The sequence below is a fragment of the Streptomyces sp. D2-8 genome (genome assembly GCF_023184515.1).
In the GTDB taxonomy this organism is placed as follows: domain Bacteria; phylum Actinomycetota; class Actinomycetes; order Streptomycetales; family Streptomycetaceae; genus Streptomyces.
Genome location: NZ_JAAHBP010000019.1, coordinates 82,051 through 99,409 on the forward strand (window position 1 = coordinate 82,051; position 17,359 = coordinate 99,409).

Genomic DNA, 17,359 nt, shown 5'->3' on the forward strand with positions numbered 1-17,359 from the left:
TGACCGGGGACCCGGATCGCGCACGAGGAGCCCTCTTGCCAGACGAGGCCCAGCACCTGACCGCCGCCAAGCCCGAGTCCGCCTCGGCAGCCGCGGCCAAGCCCGCGCCGACCACGCCCCACGCGAAGAACGACTCCCGTGGGCCGGTCGAGCACGCCCAGGCGGCGCCGGTCGACAAGCCCGCCGAGCAGTCGAGGCCCAAGCCCACCCCGCCCGCGGTACGGCAGGCGGCCGGCCAGCCGGCCCGCTCCGGCTCCTCCAACCGCGTCCGCGCCCGTCTGGCCCGGCTCGGCGTGCAGCGCGCGAATCCGTACAACCCGGTGCTCGAGCCGCTGCTGCGGATAGTGCGCGGCAACGACCCGAAGATCGAGACGGCCACGCTCCGCCAGATCGAGCGCGCCTACCAGGTCGCCGAGCGCTGGCACCGCGGCCAGAAGCGCAAGAGCGGCGACCCGTACATCACGCACCCGCTCGCCGTCACGACCATCCTCGCCGAGCTGGGCATGGATCCGGCCACCCTGATGGCGGGCCTGCTGCACGACACGGTCGAGGACACCGAGTACGGCCTGGACGACCTGCGCCGCGACTTCGGCGACGTCGTCACGCTGCTCGTCGACGGCGTCACCAAGCTCGACAAGGTCAAGTTCGGTGAGGCCGCCCAGGCCGAGACCGTGCGCAAGATGGTCGTCGCCATGGCCAAGGACCCGCGCGTCCTGGTCATCAAGCTCGCCGACCGCCTGCACAACATGCGCACCATGCGCTACCTCAAGCGCGAGAAGCAGGAGAAGAAGGCGCGCGAGACCCTCGAGATCTACGCGCCGCTCGCCCACCGCCTGGGCATGAACACCATCAAGTGGGAACTGGAGGACCTCGCCTTCGCGATCCTCTACCCCAAGATGTACGACGAGATCGTCCGGCTGGTGGCCGAGCGGGCACCGAAGCGTGACGAGTACCTGGCCATCGTCACCGACGAGGTCCAGCAGGATCTGCGCGCGGCCCGCATCAAGGCGACCGTCACCGGCCGCCCGAAGCACTACTACAGCGTCTACCAGAAGATGATCGTCCGCGGCCGGGACTTCGCGGAGATCTACGACCTGGTGGGCATCCGCGTCCTCGTGGACACCGTCCGCGACTGCTACGCGGCCCTCGGCACGGTGCACGCGCGATGGAACCCGGTCCCCGGCCGGTTCAAGGACTACATCGCGATGCCCAAGTTCAACATGTACCAGTCGCTGCACACGACGGTCATCGGCCCCGGCGGCAAGCCGGTCGAGCTGCAGATCCGCACGTTCGACATGCATCGCCGCGCCGAGTACGGCATCGCCGCGCACTGGAAGTACAAGCAGGAGGCCGTCGCCGGCGCCTCGAAGGTGCGCAGCGACGCCCCCAAGTCGTCCGGCAAGAGCAAGGACGACCACCTCAACGACATGGCCTGGCTGCGCCAGCTGCTGGACTGGCAGAAGGAGACCGAGGACCCCGGCGAGTTCCTGGAGTCCCTGCGCTTCGACCTCTCCCGCAACGAGGTCTTCGTCTTCACCCCCAAGGGCGACGTCATAGCGCTCCCGGCCGGCGCGACCCCGGTCGACTTCGCGTACGCCGTGCACACCGAGGTCGGGCACCGCACGATAGGCGCCCGCGTCAACGGCCGGCTGGTCCCGCTGGAGTCCACCCTCGACAACGGCGACCTGGTGGAGGTCTTCACCTCCAAGGCAGCCGGCGCCGGCCCCTCCCGCGACTGGCTCGGCTTCGTCAAGTCACCGCGCGCCCGCAACAAGATCCGGGCCTGGTTCTCCAAGGAACGCCGCGACGAGGCGATCGAGCAGGGCAAGGACGCCATCGTCCGCGCGATGCGCAAGCAGAACCTGCCGATCCAGCGCATCCTGACCGGCGACTCCCTGGTGACCCTCGCGCACGAGATGCGCTACGCCGACATCTCCGCGCTCTACGCGGCGATCGGCGAGGGCCATGTCTCCGCACAGAACATCGTGCAGAAGCTGGTCCAGGCCCTCGGCGGCGAGGAGGCCGCCACCGAGGAGATCGACGAGTCGGTCCCGCCGGCCCGCGGGCGCAGCCGCAAGCGCCGCTCCAGCGCCGACCCGGGCGTCGTCGTCAAGGGCGTCGAGGACGTGTGGGTCAAGCTGGCCCGCTGCTGCACGCCCGTACCCGGTGACCCGATCATCGGCTTCGTCACACGCGGCAGCGGCGTGTCCGTTCACCGCAGCGACTGCGTGAACGTCGACTCGCTGTCCCGCGAGCCCGAGCGCATCCTCGAGGTCGAGTGGGCGCCCACCCAGTCCTCGGTCTTCCTGGTCGCCATCCAGGTCGAGGCCCTGGACCGCTCCCGGCTCCTGTCGGATGTCACGCGCGTGCTGTCCGACCAGCACGTCAACATCCTCTCCGCGGCCGTCCAGACCTCCCGCGACCGGGTCGCCACCTCCCGCTTCACCTTCGAGATGGGCGACCCCAAGCACCTCGGCCATGTGCTCAAGGCGGTCCGGGGCGTGGAGGGTGTCTACGACGTCTACCGGGTGACGTCGGCGCGCAGCAGGTCGTAACCGGTCGTCGCGCACGACCACACGAAAGCGCACGACCACACGAAAGGGGCTCCCGTACACCGTGTACGGGAGCCCCTTTCGATCGACTGCTCAGCCTCCGAACTCCTGCAGGCCCTTCAGCGCCTGGTCCAGCAGCGCCTGCCGGCCGTCGAGCTCACGCTGGAGCTTGTCGGCCTTGGCGTTGTTGCCCTGCGCCCGCGCCTGCTCGATCTGGCCTCGCAGCTTGTCCACCGCGGCCTGGAGCTGGCCGGTCAGACCCTCGGCACGCGCGCGTGCCTCCGGGTTCGTCCGGCGCCACTCGGCCTCCTCGGCCTCCTGGATGGCCCGCTCGACCGCGTGCATACGGCCCTCGACCTTGGGCCGGGCGTCGCGCGGCACATGGCCGATGGCCTCCCAGCGCTCGTTCACGTTCCGGAACGCGGCCCGGGCCGCCTTCAGGTCCGAGATCGGCAGGAGCTTCTCGGCCTCCTCGGCCAGCTCCTCCTTGAGCTTCAGGTTCTCCGACTGCTCGGCGTCCCGCTCGGCGAAGACCGAGCTGCGGGCCGCGAAGAAGACGTCCTGGGCGCCGCGGAAGCGGTTCCACAGGTCGTCCTCGTGCTCGCGCTGGGCGCGGCCCGCGGCCTTCCACTCGGACATCAGCTCGCGGTAGCGCGCCGCCGTCACACCCCAGTCCGTCGAGTTCGACAGCGCCTCGGCCTCGGAGACCAGGCGCTCCTTGGTGCGGCGCGCCTCCTCGCGCTGAGCGTCCAGCTGCGCGAAGTGCTGCTTGCGCCGCTTGGAGAACGCCGACCGCGCGTGCGAGAACCGGTGCCACAGCTCGTCGTCGGACTTGCGGTCCAGGCGCGGCAGACCCTTCCAGGTGTCCACCAGGGCCCGCAGCCGCTCACCGGCCGCCCGCCACTGGTCGGACTGCGACAGCTCCTCCGCCTCGGCGACCAGCGCCTCCTTGGACTTGCGCGCCTCGTCGGACTGCTTCGCCCGCTGTGCCTTGCGCTCCTCGCGGCGCGCCTCCACCAGCTCCACGAGCTTGTCCAGCCGGACCCGCAGGGCGTCCAGGTCGCCCACCACGTGGTGCGCGTCGACCTGCTCCCGGATGTGGTCGATGGCGGCCTGGGCGTCCTTCGCCGACAGGTCGGTGGTCTTCACTCGCTTCTCGAGGAGGCCGATCTCGACAACCAGGCCCTCGTACTTGCGCTCGAAATAGGCCAGCGCCTCCTCAGGGGAGCCCGCCTGCCAGGAACCGACGACCTGCTCGCCGTCGGCCGTACGCACGTACACGGTCCCCGTCTCGTCGACGCGGCCCCACGGGTCGCTGCTCACAGCGCCTCCTCCACATGATGCCTGCGGGGGGCCTGAAGCTCCCCCGGGCATCGTCCACAGTTTCGTCACGGCCAACATAGGCGACCGGCGGGGGGCCTGTCCGCATCCCGCGCGACCGAAATTTCGCAGTTGGGGGTCAGGATTTCGTGATCGTGGCCTTGTTGATCACGACCGTCGCGTTGGGCGCCGTATTGCCCGTCTGAGGGTCGGGGGCCTGCGCTCCCGCGTCCGCGATTTTCTTCAGGACCTTCATGCCCGCCTCGGACACCGTACCGAACGGTGTGTAGTCGGCCGGCAGCTGACTGTCCTGGTAGACGAGGAAGAACTGGCTGCCGCCGCTGTCTCGGCCCTGCTTCGTCTGCGCGTTGTACTGGTTCGCCATCGCGACCGTGCCCGCCGGGTAGATCCCGCCCTTGAGGCTCTTGTCCTTGAGGTTCTCGTCCGGGATGGTGTAGCCCGGTCCGCCCATGCCGGTGCCCTTCGGGTCGCCGCACTGCAGGACGTAGATGCCCTGGTCCGTGAGCCGGTGGCACTTGCTGTGGTCCAAGTAGCCCTTGCCGAGAAGGAAGTTGAACGAGTTGACGGTGTGCGGCGCCGCCGACGCCTTCAGCGCGACGTCTATCTCGCCGCAGGTCGTGTCCAGCTTCATCGTGTACTTCGCCGACTCGTCGATGGCCATCGCCGGTTCCTTCTTCCAGGTCTCCGACTTGACCTTGCCCGGGGCCGGCTTCTCGCACGGGTCCGGGGCCTTGCTGGGCGTGGCGCTCGGGGTGACGTCCGCGTTCGCGTTCTCCGTCTTGCCGTTGTCCTCGAACGGCTTGGTCAGGAAGACCGTCACCGAGAGCACCACGATCACGCCGAGAACCGAGGCGATCACGGAGTTGCGGATACGGGCCTTGCGTCGCGCGTCAGTGCGTCGCTGCTGCTGCCGCAAGAACTTCTCCCGGGCGAGCTGACGCCGCCGCTGTTCCTGGCTGACCACCGGGTTCTCTCCTCATGGGTCTGATACGTCGACCGGTACGCGTGGGTCCTGTGTGCCGACCGCCTGCGTGTGCCCCGTACCGTATATGGGTTCGCTGAGGAATCGGCGGCGCCGGTAGGCTCTGTGAGCAGCCGTAGCCGCCCGTATCGACACAACGAAGGACGATCGTGCTCATTGCCGGGTTCCCCGCCGGGGCCTGGGGGACGAACTGCTACCTCGTCGCCCCCGCCGCCGGTGAGGAGTGCGTGATCATCGACCCCGGCCATCAGGCCGCCGACGGCGTGGCGGAGGCGATCGCCAAGCACCGGCTCAATCCCGTCGCCGTCGTCCTCACCCACGGCCACATCGACCACGTGGCCTCGGTCGTCCCGGTGTGCGGCGCGCACGACGTGCCGGCCTGGATCCACCCCGACGACCGCTACATGATGAGCGACCCGGAGAAGGGCATCGGCCGTTCCATCGGGATGCCGCTCCTGGGCGAGCTGACCGTGGGGGAGCCCGACGACGTCAGGGAGCTGACCGACGGTGCGAAGCTGGAGCTGGCGGGCCTGGAGCTGTCCGTCGCGCACGCGCCCGGCCATACCAAGGGGTCGGTGACCTTCGGCATGCCCGAGGCGGCGGACATCCCGCCGATCCTGTTCTCGGGCGACCTGCTGTTCGCCGGCTCCATCGGACGCACCGACCTGCCCGGCGGTGACATGGCCGAGATGCTCGACTCGCTGGCCCGCGTGTGCCTGCCGCTCGACGACTCGACCGTGGTGCTGTCGGGCCACGGCCCCCAGACGACCATCGGCCAGGAGCGCGCCACCAACCCGTATCTGCGGCAGGTGGCGGGCGGCCAGGGAGCATCTCCGGCTCCCCGACGAGGAATGTGACGAGACCTTCCGTGAGCACCTTCAAGGCCCCCAAGGGCACGTACGACCTGATCCCGCCGGACAGCGCCAAGTACCTCGCCGTCCGTGAGGCGATCGCCGCGCCGCTGCGCAACTCCGGCTACGGCTACATCGAGACGCCGGGCTTCGAGAACGTCGAACTCTTCGCGCGCGGGGTCGGTGAGTCCACCGACATCGTGACCAAGGAGATGTACGCCTTCGAGACCAAGGGCGGCGACCGGCTCGCCCTGCGCCCCGAAGGCACGGCCTCCGTCCTGCGCGCGGCGCTGGAGGCCAACCTGCACAAGGCCGGCAACCTCCCGGTCAAGCTCTGGTACTCCGGCTCGTACTACCGCTACGAGCGTCCTCAGAAGGGCCGCTACCGCCACTTCTCCCAGGTCGGTGCCGAGGCGATCGGCGCGGAGGACCCGGCGCTGGACGCCGAGCTGATCATCCTGGCCGACCAGGCCTACCGCTCGCTGGGCCTGAGCGACTTCCGGATCCTGCTCAACAGCCTCGGCGACCAGGAGTGCCGCCCGGTGTACCGGTCGGCGCTACAGGAGTTCCTGCGCGGCCTGGACCTGGACGGGGACACCCTGCGGCGTGCGGAGATCAACCCGCTGCGCGTCCTGGACGACAAGCGCGAGTCGGTCCAGAAGCAGCTGGGGGACGCGCCGCTGCTGCGTGACTACCTGTGCGACGCGTGCAAGGCGTACCACGAGGAGGTCCGCGAGCTGATCACGGCGGCGGGCGTCTCCTTCGAGGACGACCTGAAGCTGGTCCGCGGCCTGGACTACTACACCCGCACCACCTTCGAGTTCGTCCACGACGGCCTCGGCTCGCAGTCCGCGGTGGGCGGCGGCGGCCGCTACGACGGCCTGTCCGAGATGATCGGCGGCCCCGCGCTGCCGTCCGTCGGCTGGGCCCTCGGCGTCGACCGCACGGTCCTCGCCCTGGAGGCGGAGGGCGTCGAGCTCGAACTGCCCGCCACCACCAGCGTGTTCGCCGTCCCGCTCGGCGAGGAGGCCCGCCGCGTCCTGTTCGCCAAGGTCACGGAGCTGCGCAAGAACGGCATCGCGGCCGACTTCTCCTACGGTGGCAAGGGCCTCAAGGGCGCGATGAAGAACGCCAACCGCAGCGGCGCCCGGTACACGGTCGTCGCCGGTGAACGCGACCTCGCCGAGGGCGTCGTCCAGCTCAAGGACATGGAGTCGGGCGAGCAGGCGGCGGTGGGCGTGAACGAGATCGTGGCGGAACTGGAAGCCCGGCTGGGCTGACGTGAGTCCGAAGGCGCCGGAGAGACGTCCGGCGCCTTCCTCACTGCTCCAGCAGCCCGTACCGCATCGCGCTGGTGACGGCCGACGTCCGGTCGGCCACCCCCAACTTGCCGAAGACCCGCAGCAGATACGTCTTCACCGTCGACTCCCCGATGAACAGCCTGCGCCCGATCTCCGCGTTCGTGCACCCCTCGGCGACCAGCCGCAGCACGGCCGTCTCACGCTCCGACAGCCGGGGGCGCTCCGGTTTCGTCCGCAGCTGGTCCACCAGCCGGGCCGCGACGGACGGTGCCAGTACCGTCTCGCCGCGTGCCGCCGCCCGTACGGCCTCCGCGAGTTCGGCCCGCGGAAGGTCCTTCAGCAGATAGCCCGCGGCCCCGGCCTCCACGGCCCGCAGAATGTCCCGGTCCGTTTCGTAGGTCGTCAGCACGACCACCCGGCACTCCAGCCCGGCCCGCGCCATCCGCACGATCGAGTCCACGCCGCCACCGTCCGGCATCCGCAGGTCCATCAGCACGATGTCGGGCCGCAACCGCGCCGCCAGCGCCTCCGCCTGCGGCCCACTGGAGGCGTCGGCGACGACCTCCAGGTCGGACTCCGCACTGAGCATCGCCCGCAGCCCCTCCCGCACCACGGGATGGTCGTCGGCCAGGATGATCCGGATCACGGTGTCCGCCTCCTCACGACCGGCAGCCGTAAGGTCACGACCGTGCCGTCGCCCGGGGCGCTGCGCACCTCGGCGGTGCCGCCCACCTCGGCGGCCCGGGACCGCAGCCCCGCGAGACCGTACCCGCCGCGGACGGCAGTGGGGTCGAAGCCACGGCCGTCGTCCCGAACCGACACCGTCAGGGAGTCGTCGGCGTACGCAAGCGACACGCCGACCGCCACCGGACTCCCCGCGTGCTTACGGGCGTTGGCCAGCGCCTCCTGGCAGGCGCGCAGCGCGACCACCTCCGGGCCCGCGGGCAGCGTGCGCACCGGGCCGGTCACCGCCAGCGCCGCGTCATGGCGGGCGGCGAGCCTGCGCAGGGCGTCCGGCAGGGACGCGCCGTCCAGGTCGGCGGGCGCACCCCCGGCGACCAACGCCCGGGCCTCGGCGAGGTTCTGCCGGGCCGTCTCGTCCATCAGCCGCAGATGCCGCCGCGCCTCGGGCACGTCATGGTCCAGCTCCGCCTCGACTGCCTGGATCAGCATCACCAGACTGGTGAACCCCTGCGCCAGGGTGTCGTGGATCTCCCGGGCCAGCCGCTCCCGCTCGGCCAGCGCCCCGTGGGCCTCGGACAACCGGCCCACCTCATGGCGGCTGGCGTCCAGCTCCGCGATCAACTCCGCCCGCTCCTGACTCTGCTCGATGATCCGGATGACCCAGCTGCCGACGGCCACCGAGTAGACCAGGGTGACCACCGAGAACAGCACGTCGAAGGCCAGCTCCCGGGCACCGGGCCACCACAGCAGTGCCCAGCCCGCCACGGGCACGAGGTTCATCACGGCCACCGCCACCAGCGCCGACCGCAGCCGCAGCGTCATGAAGCACTGCGGGATCAGCGCGAACGTCAGCACCCGCGTCTCACCGGCGAGCACCGCCGACGGCAGGAACAGTGCCAGCGCCGCCGCCAGATAGCCGATCGCCTGCCGCTGGTCGGGCGGATCGCCCCGGATCAGGCGCCGCCCGGCCACCACGTACAGCGGGACGAGCGGGACGAGCAGCGCCGCCGCGACCGCGCGCAGTGGCCAGCCGGGCCGCTCCGAGGCGAGCACGTAGGCCACCGTGGCGACCCAGATCAGCGCGAAGTACGTGTCCCAGAGCCGGAACGAGCGCTCCCAGTGGTAGGCGCTGCCGGCGGCCGCGGCTTCGCTCATCCGGTGCGCCGGTCCTTCCAGCGGAACGTCAGCAGACATAGGGCCAATCCTCCGACGCACCACGCGGCCAGCACCAGAGCCACGCGTCCCGACTCCCAGCTCCCCGCCTGCTCCAGCACCTGCGCCGACTCCGGCAGGAACACCCCGCGCAGCCCCTGGCACATCCACTTCAGCGGGAACAGCGCGCCGATGGTCAGCATCCAGTCCGGGACCGTGCCGATGGCGATGTACACCCCGGAGATGAACTGCAGCACCAGGAAGGGCAGGACGACCACCGAACTCGCACTGTTCGCGGAGCTCGGCACCGAGCCGATCGCGATGCCGAGCAGGGCACAGGCCGTGATGCCCAGCACGAAGATCCACGCCAGGTCGAACCAGCGGCCCGCGTCCGCGGGCAGGTCCACGCCGTAGCAGGTCGTGCCGACGAGGAGGAGGATCGCCGTCTCCAGCAGACCGGTGAAGAGAACCAGCCAGATCTTGCCGAGGAAGTAGGCCGCAGGCGGCATCGGCGTGCCCCGCAGCCGGCGCAGCACCTTGTCCTCCCGCTCGATCGCGATCGAGATGCCGAGCGCCTGGAAGCTCGTCGACATGATCCCGGCGGCCATCATCGCCGGCACGTACAGCTGCGAGGCGGTGATGCCCGCGCCCTCCACGTCGTCCCGGAAGATCGACGCGAACAGGAACAGCAGGACGACCGGGAAGGCGAACGTGAACACCACCTGGTCGCGCTGCCGGAAGAACTGCCTGATCTCCAGGGCGCCCCGCCGCAGTCCGAGCCCCCACGCACCGGGCAGCCGTCCGACGCGCACCTCACCGCGCTCCCGTACGACGGTCGTGCTCATCGCGCGTCCTCCTGGGACTGTCCGGTCAGCCGGAGGTAGACGTCCTCCAGCGTGGGGCGGGTCACCGTCAGCCCCGGGATCTCGCCGCCGAAGCGCTGTGTGAGCCCGGCGACGGTCCGGGCCGGCGTCCCGGTGCGCTCCGTGCGCGGGGTCCCGTCCGGCTCGGTCCAGGCGACGGTGGCCTCGGTGCCGTACCGCTCCCGCAGGGTTCCGGGTTCGCCCTCGGCGACGATCCGGCCCTTGGCGACGACGGCCAGCCGGTGCACGAGGGCTTCCGCCTCCTCCAGGTAGTGCGTGGTCAGCAGGATGGTCGTGCCCTCGTCGGCCAGGGCGCGGATCAGCGACCAGAACTGCCGCCGGGCCGCCGGATCGAAACCGGTCGTCGGCTCGTCCAGGAGCAGCAGGTCGGGACCCCCGATGACGCCGAGCGCCACGTCCAGGCGCCGGCGCTGGCCGCCCGACAGCGCCTTGATCCGGCTGTCCGCCTTCGCCTCCAGACCGACCAGGCCGATGATCTCCTCCGGGTCCCGCGGCCGGGGGTAGTAGCGGGCGAAGTGCCGCACGGTCTCCCGGACCGTCAACTCGGCGGGCGCCGATTCGTCCTGCCAGACGATCCCGACACGTGAACGCCACGCGCGCGTGCCGGCCGCCGGGTCCGACCCGAGCACGGACACCTCGCCGGCGTCCCGGTCCCGGTTGCCCTGGAGGATCTCCACCGTGGTGCTCTTGCCCGCGCCGTTGGGCCCGAGCAGGCCGAACACCTCGCCCCGTCGGATGCCGAGATCGATGCCGTCGACGGCGGTCACGCCCCCGTAGCGCTTGCGCAGCCCCCGCACGTCCACGGCGAGTTCGTACCCCTGTGCTGTCATGCGACGAGCGTCGGCCGGAACACAACCCTCAGGGACGACCGGACGGACATCCTTATGTCCACTGAACGGTGGACACGGGCACCGGTGCGGCACAATGGCCTTGCCCGAAGGTGTTCAGGTCTCAAGTGACGGAATCGGCGTGATGAGCAAGACGACAGTCAGGGACGTCTCCGCGGAGTCCGAGCCGGAGCGCGGCGGGATCGCGCCCCGTGCGGAGGGCGGCAGCCGGGCCCTGGCCCTGCTGCTGGTGATCACCGGCGCGGCCGGACTGCTCGCCGCGTGGGTCATCACGATCGACAAGTTCAAGATCCTCGAGGCCAAGGTCGAGGGCAAGACGTTCACGCCCGGCTGCAGCCTCAACCCGGTCGTCTCCTGCGGCAGCGTCATGGAGAGCAAGCAGGCCGCGGTCTTCGGCTTCCCGAACCCGATGCTCGGCCTCGTCGCCTACGGCATCGTCATCTGCGTCGGCATCAGCCTGCTCGCCCGCGCCCGCTTCCCGCGCTGGTACTGGCTCACCTTCAACGCCGGCTGCCTCTTCGGCGTGAGCTTCTGCGCTTGGCTGATGTTCCAGTCCCTGTACCGGATCAACGCGCTCTGCCTGTGGTGCAGCCTGGCCTGGGTCGCCACGATCCTGATGTTCTGGTACGTGACGTCGTTCAACATCCGCAAGGGCTTCCTGCCCGCCCCGAGCTGGCTCAAGAGCTTCTTCGGCGAGTTCACGTGGGTCCTGCCCGTGCTGCACATCGGCATCATCGGCATGCTGGTACTGACCCGCTGGTGGGACTTCTGGATCAGCTGACGCCGGGGTTCCGGGGCCCGGCCGGATTGTCAGTGCCGTGATTTAGGGTTTCTGACGTGGAGCCCGACCTGTTCACCGCCGCAGCCGAAGAACGCCAGGAGAAGGAGCCGTCCAGCAGCCCCCTGGCGGTGCGGATGCGCCCGCGCACCCTCGACGAGGTCGTGGGCCAGCAGCATCTGCTGAAGCCCGGCTCACCGCTGCGCAGGCTGGTCGGGGAGGCGTCCGGCCCGGCCGGCCCCTCCTCGGTGCTCCTCTGGGGCCCGCCCGGCACCGGCAAGACCACCCTGGCGTACGTCGTCTCCAAGGCGACCGACGCCCGCTTCGTGGAGCTGTCGGCGATCACCGCCGGCGTCAAGGAGGTCCGCGCGGTCATCGACGGCGCCCGCCGCGCCTCCGGCGGGTACGGCAAGGAGACCGTCCTCTTCCTCGACGAGATCCACCGCTTCAGCAAGGCCCAGCAGGACTCCCTGCTCCCGGCCGTCGAGAACCGCTGGGTGACGCTCATCGCGGCGACGACGGAGAACCCGTACTTCTCGGTGATCTCACCGCTGCTGTCCCGCTCCCTGCTGCTCACCCTCGAACCGCTCACGGACGAGGACATCAGAAGCCTCATCCGGCGCGCCCTCACCGACGAGCGCGGCCTCAAGGGCGCCGTCACCCTCCCCGAGGAGACCGAGAGCCACCTCCTGCGCATCGCCGGCGGCGACGCCCGCCGCGCCCTGACCGCCCTGGAGGCGGCTGCCGGAGCCGCCCTCGACAAGGGCGAGGCGGAGATCGACCTGACCACCCTGGAGGAGACGGTCGACCGGGCCGCCGTGAAGTACGACCGCGACGGTGACCAGCACTACGACGTGGCCAGCGCCCTGATCAAGTCCATCCGCGGCTCCGACGTCGACGCGGCCCTGCACTACCTGGCCCGGATGATCGAGGCCGGCGAGGACCCCCGCTTCATCGCCCGGCGCCTGATGATCTCCGCCAGCGAGGACATCGGCCTGGCCGACCCGACCGCACTGCAGACGGCGGTCGCCGCCGCCCAGGCCGTCGCCATGATCGGCTTCCCCGAGGCCGCCCTCACCCTCAGCCACGCCACCATCGCCCTCGCCCTGGCACCCAAGTCCAACGCCGCGACCACCGCGATCGGCGCCGCCCTGGAGGACGTCCGCAAGGGCCTGGCCGGGCCCGTCCCCGCCCACCTGCGCGACAGCCACTACAAGGGCGCGACCAAGCTCGGCCACGGCCGGGGCTACGTCTACCCGCACGACCTGCCCGAGGGCATCGCGGCCCAGCAGTACGCCCCGGACGAGCTGAAGGACCGCGAGTACTACGAGCCGACGCGGCACGGGTCGGAGGCCCGCTACGCGGACGCGGTGGAGTGGACCCGGAGGAACCTCGGTCGGAAGCGGTCCTGACGACCCTGTAAACTCGTCCGGAGTGCCGCGTCCCGTGCAGTCAGAACGGGACAGTCGGCCGGAGCCCGATCCTCCGGGATCGGCTCCAGGAGCGTCGCGCACCGTCGAACGGTGTCGCGGGCAGCCCACCACCCCACCCGGCGCTTACGGGAACGGTCGATGGGCCACTCGCGTGCTGCACGTATGTGCCCAGACCAGGGGAGCGGCTGCCCACCCCAGGCCCATCAGGGCGTGAGGCGGGTTTCCCCGGCTGCGGATGCGACCTCCCTCAACCCTGACAAGCCGATACAAGGAAAGCGAAAAACAGTGGCGAACCAGTCCCGCCCCAAGGTCAAGAAGTCGCGTGCCCTCGGCATCGCGCTGACCCCGAAGGCCGTCAAGTACTTCGAGGCCCGTCCCTACCCGCCGGGTGAGCACGGCCGTGGCCGCAAGCAGAACTCGGACTACAAGGTCCGTCTGCTCGAGAAGCAGCGTCTGCGCGCGCAGTACGACGTGTCCGAGCGCCAGCTCGTCCGCGCCTACGAGCGTGCCTCCAAGGTCCAGGGCAAGACCGGTGAGGCCCTGATCATCGAGCTCGAGCGTCGTCTCGACGCGCTGGTGCTGCGTTCGGGCATCGCCCGCACGATCTACCAGGCCCGCCAGATGGTCGTCCACGGCCACATCGCGGTCAACGGCAAGAAGGTCGACAAGCCCTCCTTCCGTGTCCGTCCGGACGACGTCGTGCAGGTGCGTGAGCGCTCCAAGGAGAAGACCCTCTTCACGATCGCTCGTGAGGGTGGCTTCGCCCCCGACGGTGAGACCCCGCGCTACCTCCAGGTGAACCTCAAGGGCCTGGCGTTCCGCCTGGACCGCGAGCCGAACCGCAAGGAGATCCCGGTGATCTGCGACGAGCAGCTCGTCGTCGAGTACTACGCCCGCTGATCTTCGGCAGGCACGCGGTACTTCAGCCCGTCGTCTCCCCACCCGCCCGGGTGGGCGAGGCGGCGGGCTTTCGCGATTCCCCTGCCCCCGCACGGTAATCCGGTACGGAGCGCCACGCCCGGCGCGATAGGCTCGGCGCACGACTTTTTGATGTTCAGGCACGTTTCAGGGAGCGGGTGCACACAGTGTCCGGTGGAGAGGTTGCCGGGATCCTGGTGGCCGTCTTCTGGGCGATTCTGGTCTCCTTCCTCGCCGTCGCCCTGGCGAGGGTGGCCCAGACGCTCAAGGCGACCACCAAGCTCGTGGCGGAGGTGACCGACCAGGCCGTCCCGTTGCTGGCCGACGCCTCCGCGGCGGTGCGCTCCGCGCAGACCCAGATCGACCGGGTCGACTCGATCGCCTCCGACGTCCAGGAGGTCACGTCGAACGCCTCGGCGCTCTCCACCACCGTCGCCTCCACCTTCGGCGGCCCCCTGGTCAAGGTCGCGGCGTTCGGCTACGGCGTGCGCCGGGCCCTCGGGGGCCGCAACGAGGACGTGCCCGCCAAGGCGTCCAGGCGTACCGTGATCGTGGGCCGTACGGTCACTCGGCGCAGCGCCCGAGGGAAGAGGGACTGAGAGCCAGCGATGTTCCGCCGCACCTTCTGGTTCACCACGGGCGTCGCCGCCGGTGTGTGGGCCACCACCAAGGTCAATCGCAAGCTGAAGCAGCTGACCCCCGAGAGCCTCGCCAGAACCGCCGGCAACAAGGCGATCGAGGCCGGTCACCGCATCAAGGACCGTGCCGTGGGCTTCGCACTCGACGTCCGGGACAACATGGCCGTGCGGGAGGCCGAGTTGGGCGACGCCCTCGGGATCAACGAGAACCCCGAACTCCCCGGGCCCCGGCGGTACGCCGCCATCGAGAACCGCAACAACCCCAAGTACGTCGAGGGTTCGACGTACCAGACGTACCCGTACAACCGGAATGAGGACCACTGATGGAGTCGGCTGAGATTCGCCGCCGCTGGTTGAGCTTCTTCGAGGAGCGCGGTCACACCGTCGTCCCTTCGGCGTCGCTCATCGCGGACGACCCGACTCTGCTCCTCGTCCCGGCCGGCATGGTGCCCTTCAAGCCCTACTTCCTGGGTGAGGTCAAGCCGCCCTTCTCGCGCGCCACCAGCGTGCAGAAGTGCGTGCGCACACCCGACATCGAAGAGGTCGGCAAGACCACCCGCCACGGCACGTTCTTCCAGATGTGCGGCAACTTCTCCTTCGGCGACTACTTCAAGGAAGGCGCCATCAAGCTCGCCTGGGAGCTGCTCACCGGCGCCCAGGACAAGGGCGGTTACGGCCTCGATCCCGAGCGCCTGTGGATCACCGTCTACAAGGACGACGACGAGGCCGAGCGCATCTGGCACGAGGTCGTCGGGGTGCCGAAGGAGCGCATCCAGCGCCTCGGCATGAAGGACAACTACTGGTCCATGGGCGTCCCCGGCCCCTGCGGCCCGTGTTCCGAGATCAACTACGACCGCGGCCCCGACTTCGGTGTCGAGGGCGGCCCCGCCGTCAACGACGAGCGGTACGTGGAGATCTGGAACCTCGTCTTCATGCAGTACGAGCGGGGCGAGGGCACCGGCAAGGACAACTTCGAGATCCTCGGCGACCTGCCCAGCAAGAACATCGACACCGGCCTCGGCCTCGAGCGCCTCGCCATGATTCTGCAGGGCGTGCAGAACATGTACGAGATCGACACCTCGATGGCCGTCATCAACACGGCCACCGACCTGACCGGTGTCCGCTACGGCGACGCCCACGACTCGGACGTCTCCCTGCGCGTGGTCACCGACCACATGCGCACCTCCGTGATGCTGATCGGCGACGGCGTCACCCCCGGCAACGAGGGCCGCGGCTACGTGCTGCGCCGCATCATGCGCCGCGCCATCCGCAACATGCGCCTGCTCGGCGCCACCGGCCCGGTCGTCAAGGACCTCATCGACACCGTGATCGGCATGATGGGCCAGCAGTACCCCGAGCTCATCACCGACCGCGAGCGCATCGAGAAGGTCGCCCTCGCCGAGGAGAACGCCTTCCTCAAGACGCTGAAGGCCGGCACCAACATCCTCGACACCGCCGTGTCCGACACCAAGTCCGCCGGCGGCACCGTCCTGCCCGGCGACAAGGCCTTCCTGCTCCACGACACCTGGGGCTTCCCGATCGACCTCACCCTGGAGATGGCCGCCGAGCAGGGCCTCTCCGTGGACGAGGACGGCTTCCGCCGCCTGATGAAGGAGCAGCGGGAGCGCGCCAAGGCCGACGCCCAGGCCAAGAAGACCGGGCACGCCGGCGCCGGCGCCTACCGTGAGATCGCCGACCAGGCCGGGGCCACCGACTTCGTCGGCTACTCGGACACCGAGAGCGAGTCCACGATCGTCGGCATCCTCGTCGACGGCGCCTCCTCCCCGGCCGCCACCGAGGGCGACGAGGTCGAGATCGTCCTCGACCGCACCCCCTTCTACGCCGAGGGCGGCGGCCAGATCGGCGACACCGGCCGCATCAAGGTCGACACCGGTGCCGTGATCGAGATCCGCGACTGTCAGAAACCGGTCCCGGGGGTCTACGTCCACAAGGGCGTCGTCCAGGTCGGCGAGGTCACCGTCGGCGCCAAGGCCCACGCCTCCATCGACGACCGCCGCCGCAAGGCCATCGCCCGTGCCCACTCGGCCACGCACCTCACCCATCAGGCCCTGCGCGACGCCCTCGGCCCGACGGCCGCCCAGGCCGGTTCCGAGAACCAGCCCGGCCGCTTCCGCTTCGACTTCGGTTCCCCGTCCGCCGTTCCGACGGCCGTGATGACCGACGTCGAGCAGAAGATCAACGAGGTGCTCGCCCGCGACCTCGACGTCCGCGCCGACGTCATGGGCATCGACGAGGCCAAGAAGCAGGGCGCCATCGCCGAGTTCGGCGAGAAGTACGGCGAGCGCGTCCGCGTGGTCACCATCGGAGACTTCTCCAAGGAGCTGTGCGGCGGCACGCACGTGCACAACACCGCCCAGCTGGGCCTGGTGAAGCTGCTCGGCGAGTCCTCCATCGGCTCCGGTGTCCGTCGGATCGAGGCCCTCGTCGGGGTGGACGCCTACAACTTCCTCGCCCGTGAGCACACGGTCGTCGCCCAGCTCCAGGAGCTGATCAAGGGCCGCCCGGAGGAGCTCCCGGAGAAGGTCTCCGCCATGCTCGGCAAGCTGAAGGACGCCGAGAAGGAGATCGAGAAGTTCCGCGCCGAGAAGGTCCTCCAGGCCGCCGCCGGTCTCGCCGAGTCCGCCAAGGACATCCGTGGCGTTGCTCTCGTGACCGGTCAGGTCCCGGACGGCACGACCGCCGACGACCTGCGCAAGCTGGTCCTTGACGTGCGTGGACGCATCCAGGGTGGACGGGCCGCCGTGGTCGCCCTGTTCACGGTGGCGAACGGCAAGCCACTGACGGTCATCGCCACCAACGAGGCCGCCCGCGAGCGCGGCCTGAAGGCCGGGGAACTGGTCCGTACGGCCGCCAAGACCCTCGGCGGCGGCGGTGGCGGCAAGCCGGACGTCGCCCAGGGCGGCGGCCAGAACCCGGCCGCCATCGGTGACGCCGTGGACGCCGTGGAGCGCCTGGTCACCGAGACGGCCAAGTAAG

The 17,359-nt window shown here is 70.1% G+C and carries 15 protein-coding genes; 9 read left to right on the forward strand and 6 right to left on the reverse strand.

Translation table 11 applies throughout. The annotated features are described in order from the left end of the window. The first annotated feature begins 35 nt into the window (after positions 1 to 35). On the forward strand, positions 36 to 2,555 hold the full coding sequence (gene relA, locus G3I77_RS28715) for a bifunctional (p)ppGpp synthetase/guanosine-3',5'-bis(diphosphate) 3'-pyrophosphohydrolase (protein WP_248508210.1): 2,520 nt from the start codon (positions 36 to 38) through the stop codon (positions 2,553 to 2,555). 90 nt (positions 2,556 to 2,645) lie between these two features. Here the strand turns inward: relA and G3I77_RS28720 are convergent, their stop codons facing one another. After that, complete coding sequence (locus G3I77_RS28720; protein WP_248508211.1) at positions 2,646 to 3,875, reverse strand: DUF349 domain-containing protein; 1,230 nt, start codon at positions 3,873 to 3,875, stop codon at positions 2,646 to 2,648. A 136-nt stretch (positions 3,876 to 4,011) separates the two neighbouring features. Beyond that, entirely contained in the window at positions 4,012 to 4,857 is an 846-nt protein-coding gene (locus G3I77_RS28725) for a peptidylprolyl isomerase (RefSeq protein WP_248508212.1), read from the reverse strand. A 167-nt stretch (positions 4,858 to 5,024) separates the two neighbouring features. Between G3I77_RS28725 and G3I77_RS28730 the strand changes: the two genes are divergently transcribed. Together G3I77_RS28730 and hisS are read left to right on the forward strand one after the other, a co-directional pair. Then, positions 5,025 to 5,732, forward strand: coding sequence for an MBL fold metallo-hydrolase (locus G3I77_RS28730; RefSeq protein WP_248508213.1), 708 nt, complete (start codon positions 5,025 to 5,027; stop codon positions 5,730 to 5,732). A gap of 11 nt (positions 5,733 to 5,743) precedes the next feature. Then, on the forward strand, positions 5,744 to 7,006 hold the full coding sequence (gene hisS / locus G3I77_RS28735; protein ID WP_248508214.1) for a histidine--tRNA ligase: 1,263 nt from the start codon (positions 5,744 to 5,746) through the stop codon (positions 7,004 to 7,006). 40 nt (positions 7,007 to 7,046) lie between these two features. Here the strand turns inward: hisS and G3I77_RS28740 are convergent, their stop codons facing one another. The 4 genes from G3I77_RS28740 to G3I77_RS28755 are packed head-to-tail and all read right to left on the reverse strand — an operon-like array spanning position 7,047 to position 10,577. After that, on the reverse strand, positions 7,047 to 7,673 hold the full coding sequence (locus G3I77_RS28740) for a response regulator transcription factor (RefSeq protein WP_248508215.1): 627 nt from the start codon (positions 7,671 to 7,673) through the stop codon (positions 7,047 to 7,049). After that, positions 7,670 to 8,866: a sensor histidine kinase gene (locus G3I77_RS28745; RefSeq protein ID WP_248508216.1), complete on the reverse strand. Its 1,197-nt coding sequence runs from the start codon at positions 8,864 to 8,866 to the stop codon at positions 7,670 to 7,672. The genes G3I77_RS28740 and G3I77_RS28745 overlap by 4 nt, the downstream gene beginning before the upstream one ends. Continuing rightward, positions 8,863 to 9,708, reverse strand: a complete 846-nt coding sequence (locus tag G3I77_RS28750) for an ABC transporter permease (protein ID WP_248508217.1) — start codon at positions 9,706 to 9,708, stop codon at positions 8,863 to 8,865. Before G3I77_RS28750 ends, G3I77_RS28745 begins: the two co-directional genes overlap by 4 nt. Continuing rightward, positions 9,705 to 10,577 (reverse strand): ABC transporter ATP-binding protein, encoded by an 873-nt coding sequence (locus G3I77_RS28755; RefSeq protein WP_248508218.1) that lies wholly within the window; start codon positions 10,575 to 10,577, stop codon positions 9,705 to 9,707. The genes G3I77_RS28750 and G3I77_RS28755 overlap by 4 nt, the downstream gene beginning before the upstream one ends. Before the next feature lie 142 nt (positions 10,578 to 10,719). On the opposite strand from G3I77_RS28755, the gene G3I77_RS28760 reads away from it, so the two are divergent. The 6 genes from G3I77_RS28760 to alaS all read left to right on the forward strand — a co-directional run bounded on the left by G3I77_RS28760 (position 10,720) and on the right by alaS (position 17,358). After that, a complete protein-coding gene (locus G3I77_RS28760) occupies positions 10,720 to 11,376 on the forward strand; it encodes a vitamin K epoxide reductase family protein (RefSeq protein ID WP_248508219.1) in 657 nt (218 codons plus the stop codon). A 56-nt stretch (positions 11,377 to 11,432) separates the two neighbouring features. Next, positions 11,433 to 12,785, forward strand: coding sequence for a replication-associated recombination protein A (locus G3I77_RS28765; protein ID WP_248508220.1), 1,353 nt, complete (start codon positions 11,433 to 11,435; stop codon positions 12,783 to 12,785). 306 nt (positions 12,786 to 13,091) lie between these two features. After that, positions 13,092 to 13,706: a 30S ribosomal protein S4 gene (gene rpsD / locus G3I77_RS28770; RefSeq protein WP_031104240.1), complete on the forward strand. Its 615-nt coding sequence runs from the start codon at positions 13,092 to 13,094 to the stop codon at positions 13,704 to 13,706. Between the two features lie 176 nt (positions 13,707 to 13,882). After that, positions 13,883 to 14,323 carry a DUF948 domain-containing protein gene (locus tag G3I77_RS28775; protein WP_248508221.1) on the forward strand — a complete coding sequence of 147 codons (441 nt, stop codon included), beginning with the start codon at positions 13,883 to 13,885 and terminating at the stop codon, positions 14,321 to 14,323. A 9-nt stretch (positions 14,324 to 14,332) separates the two neighbouring features. Further along, the gene (locus tag G3I77_RS28780; RefSeq protein ID WP_248508222.1) at positions 14,333 to 14,686 is read left to right on the forward strand and encodes a hypothetical protein; all 354 of its coding nucleotides are present in this window, start codon (positions 14,333 to 14,335) and stop codon (positions 14,684 to 14,686) included. Then, the gene (alaS, locus tag G3I77_RS28785) at positions 14,686 to 17,358 is read left to right on the forward strand and encodes an alanine--tRNA ligase (RefSeq protein WP_248508223.1); all 2,673 of its coding nucleotides are present in this window, start codon (positions 14,686 to 14,688) and stop codon (positions 17,356 to 17,358) included. Before G3I77_RS28780 ends, alaS begins: the two co-directional genes overlap by 1 nt. Position 17,359: the final 1 nt, after the last annotated feature.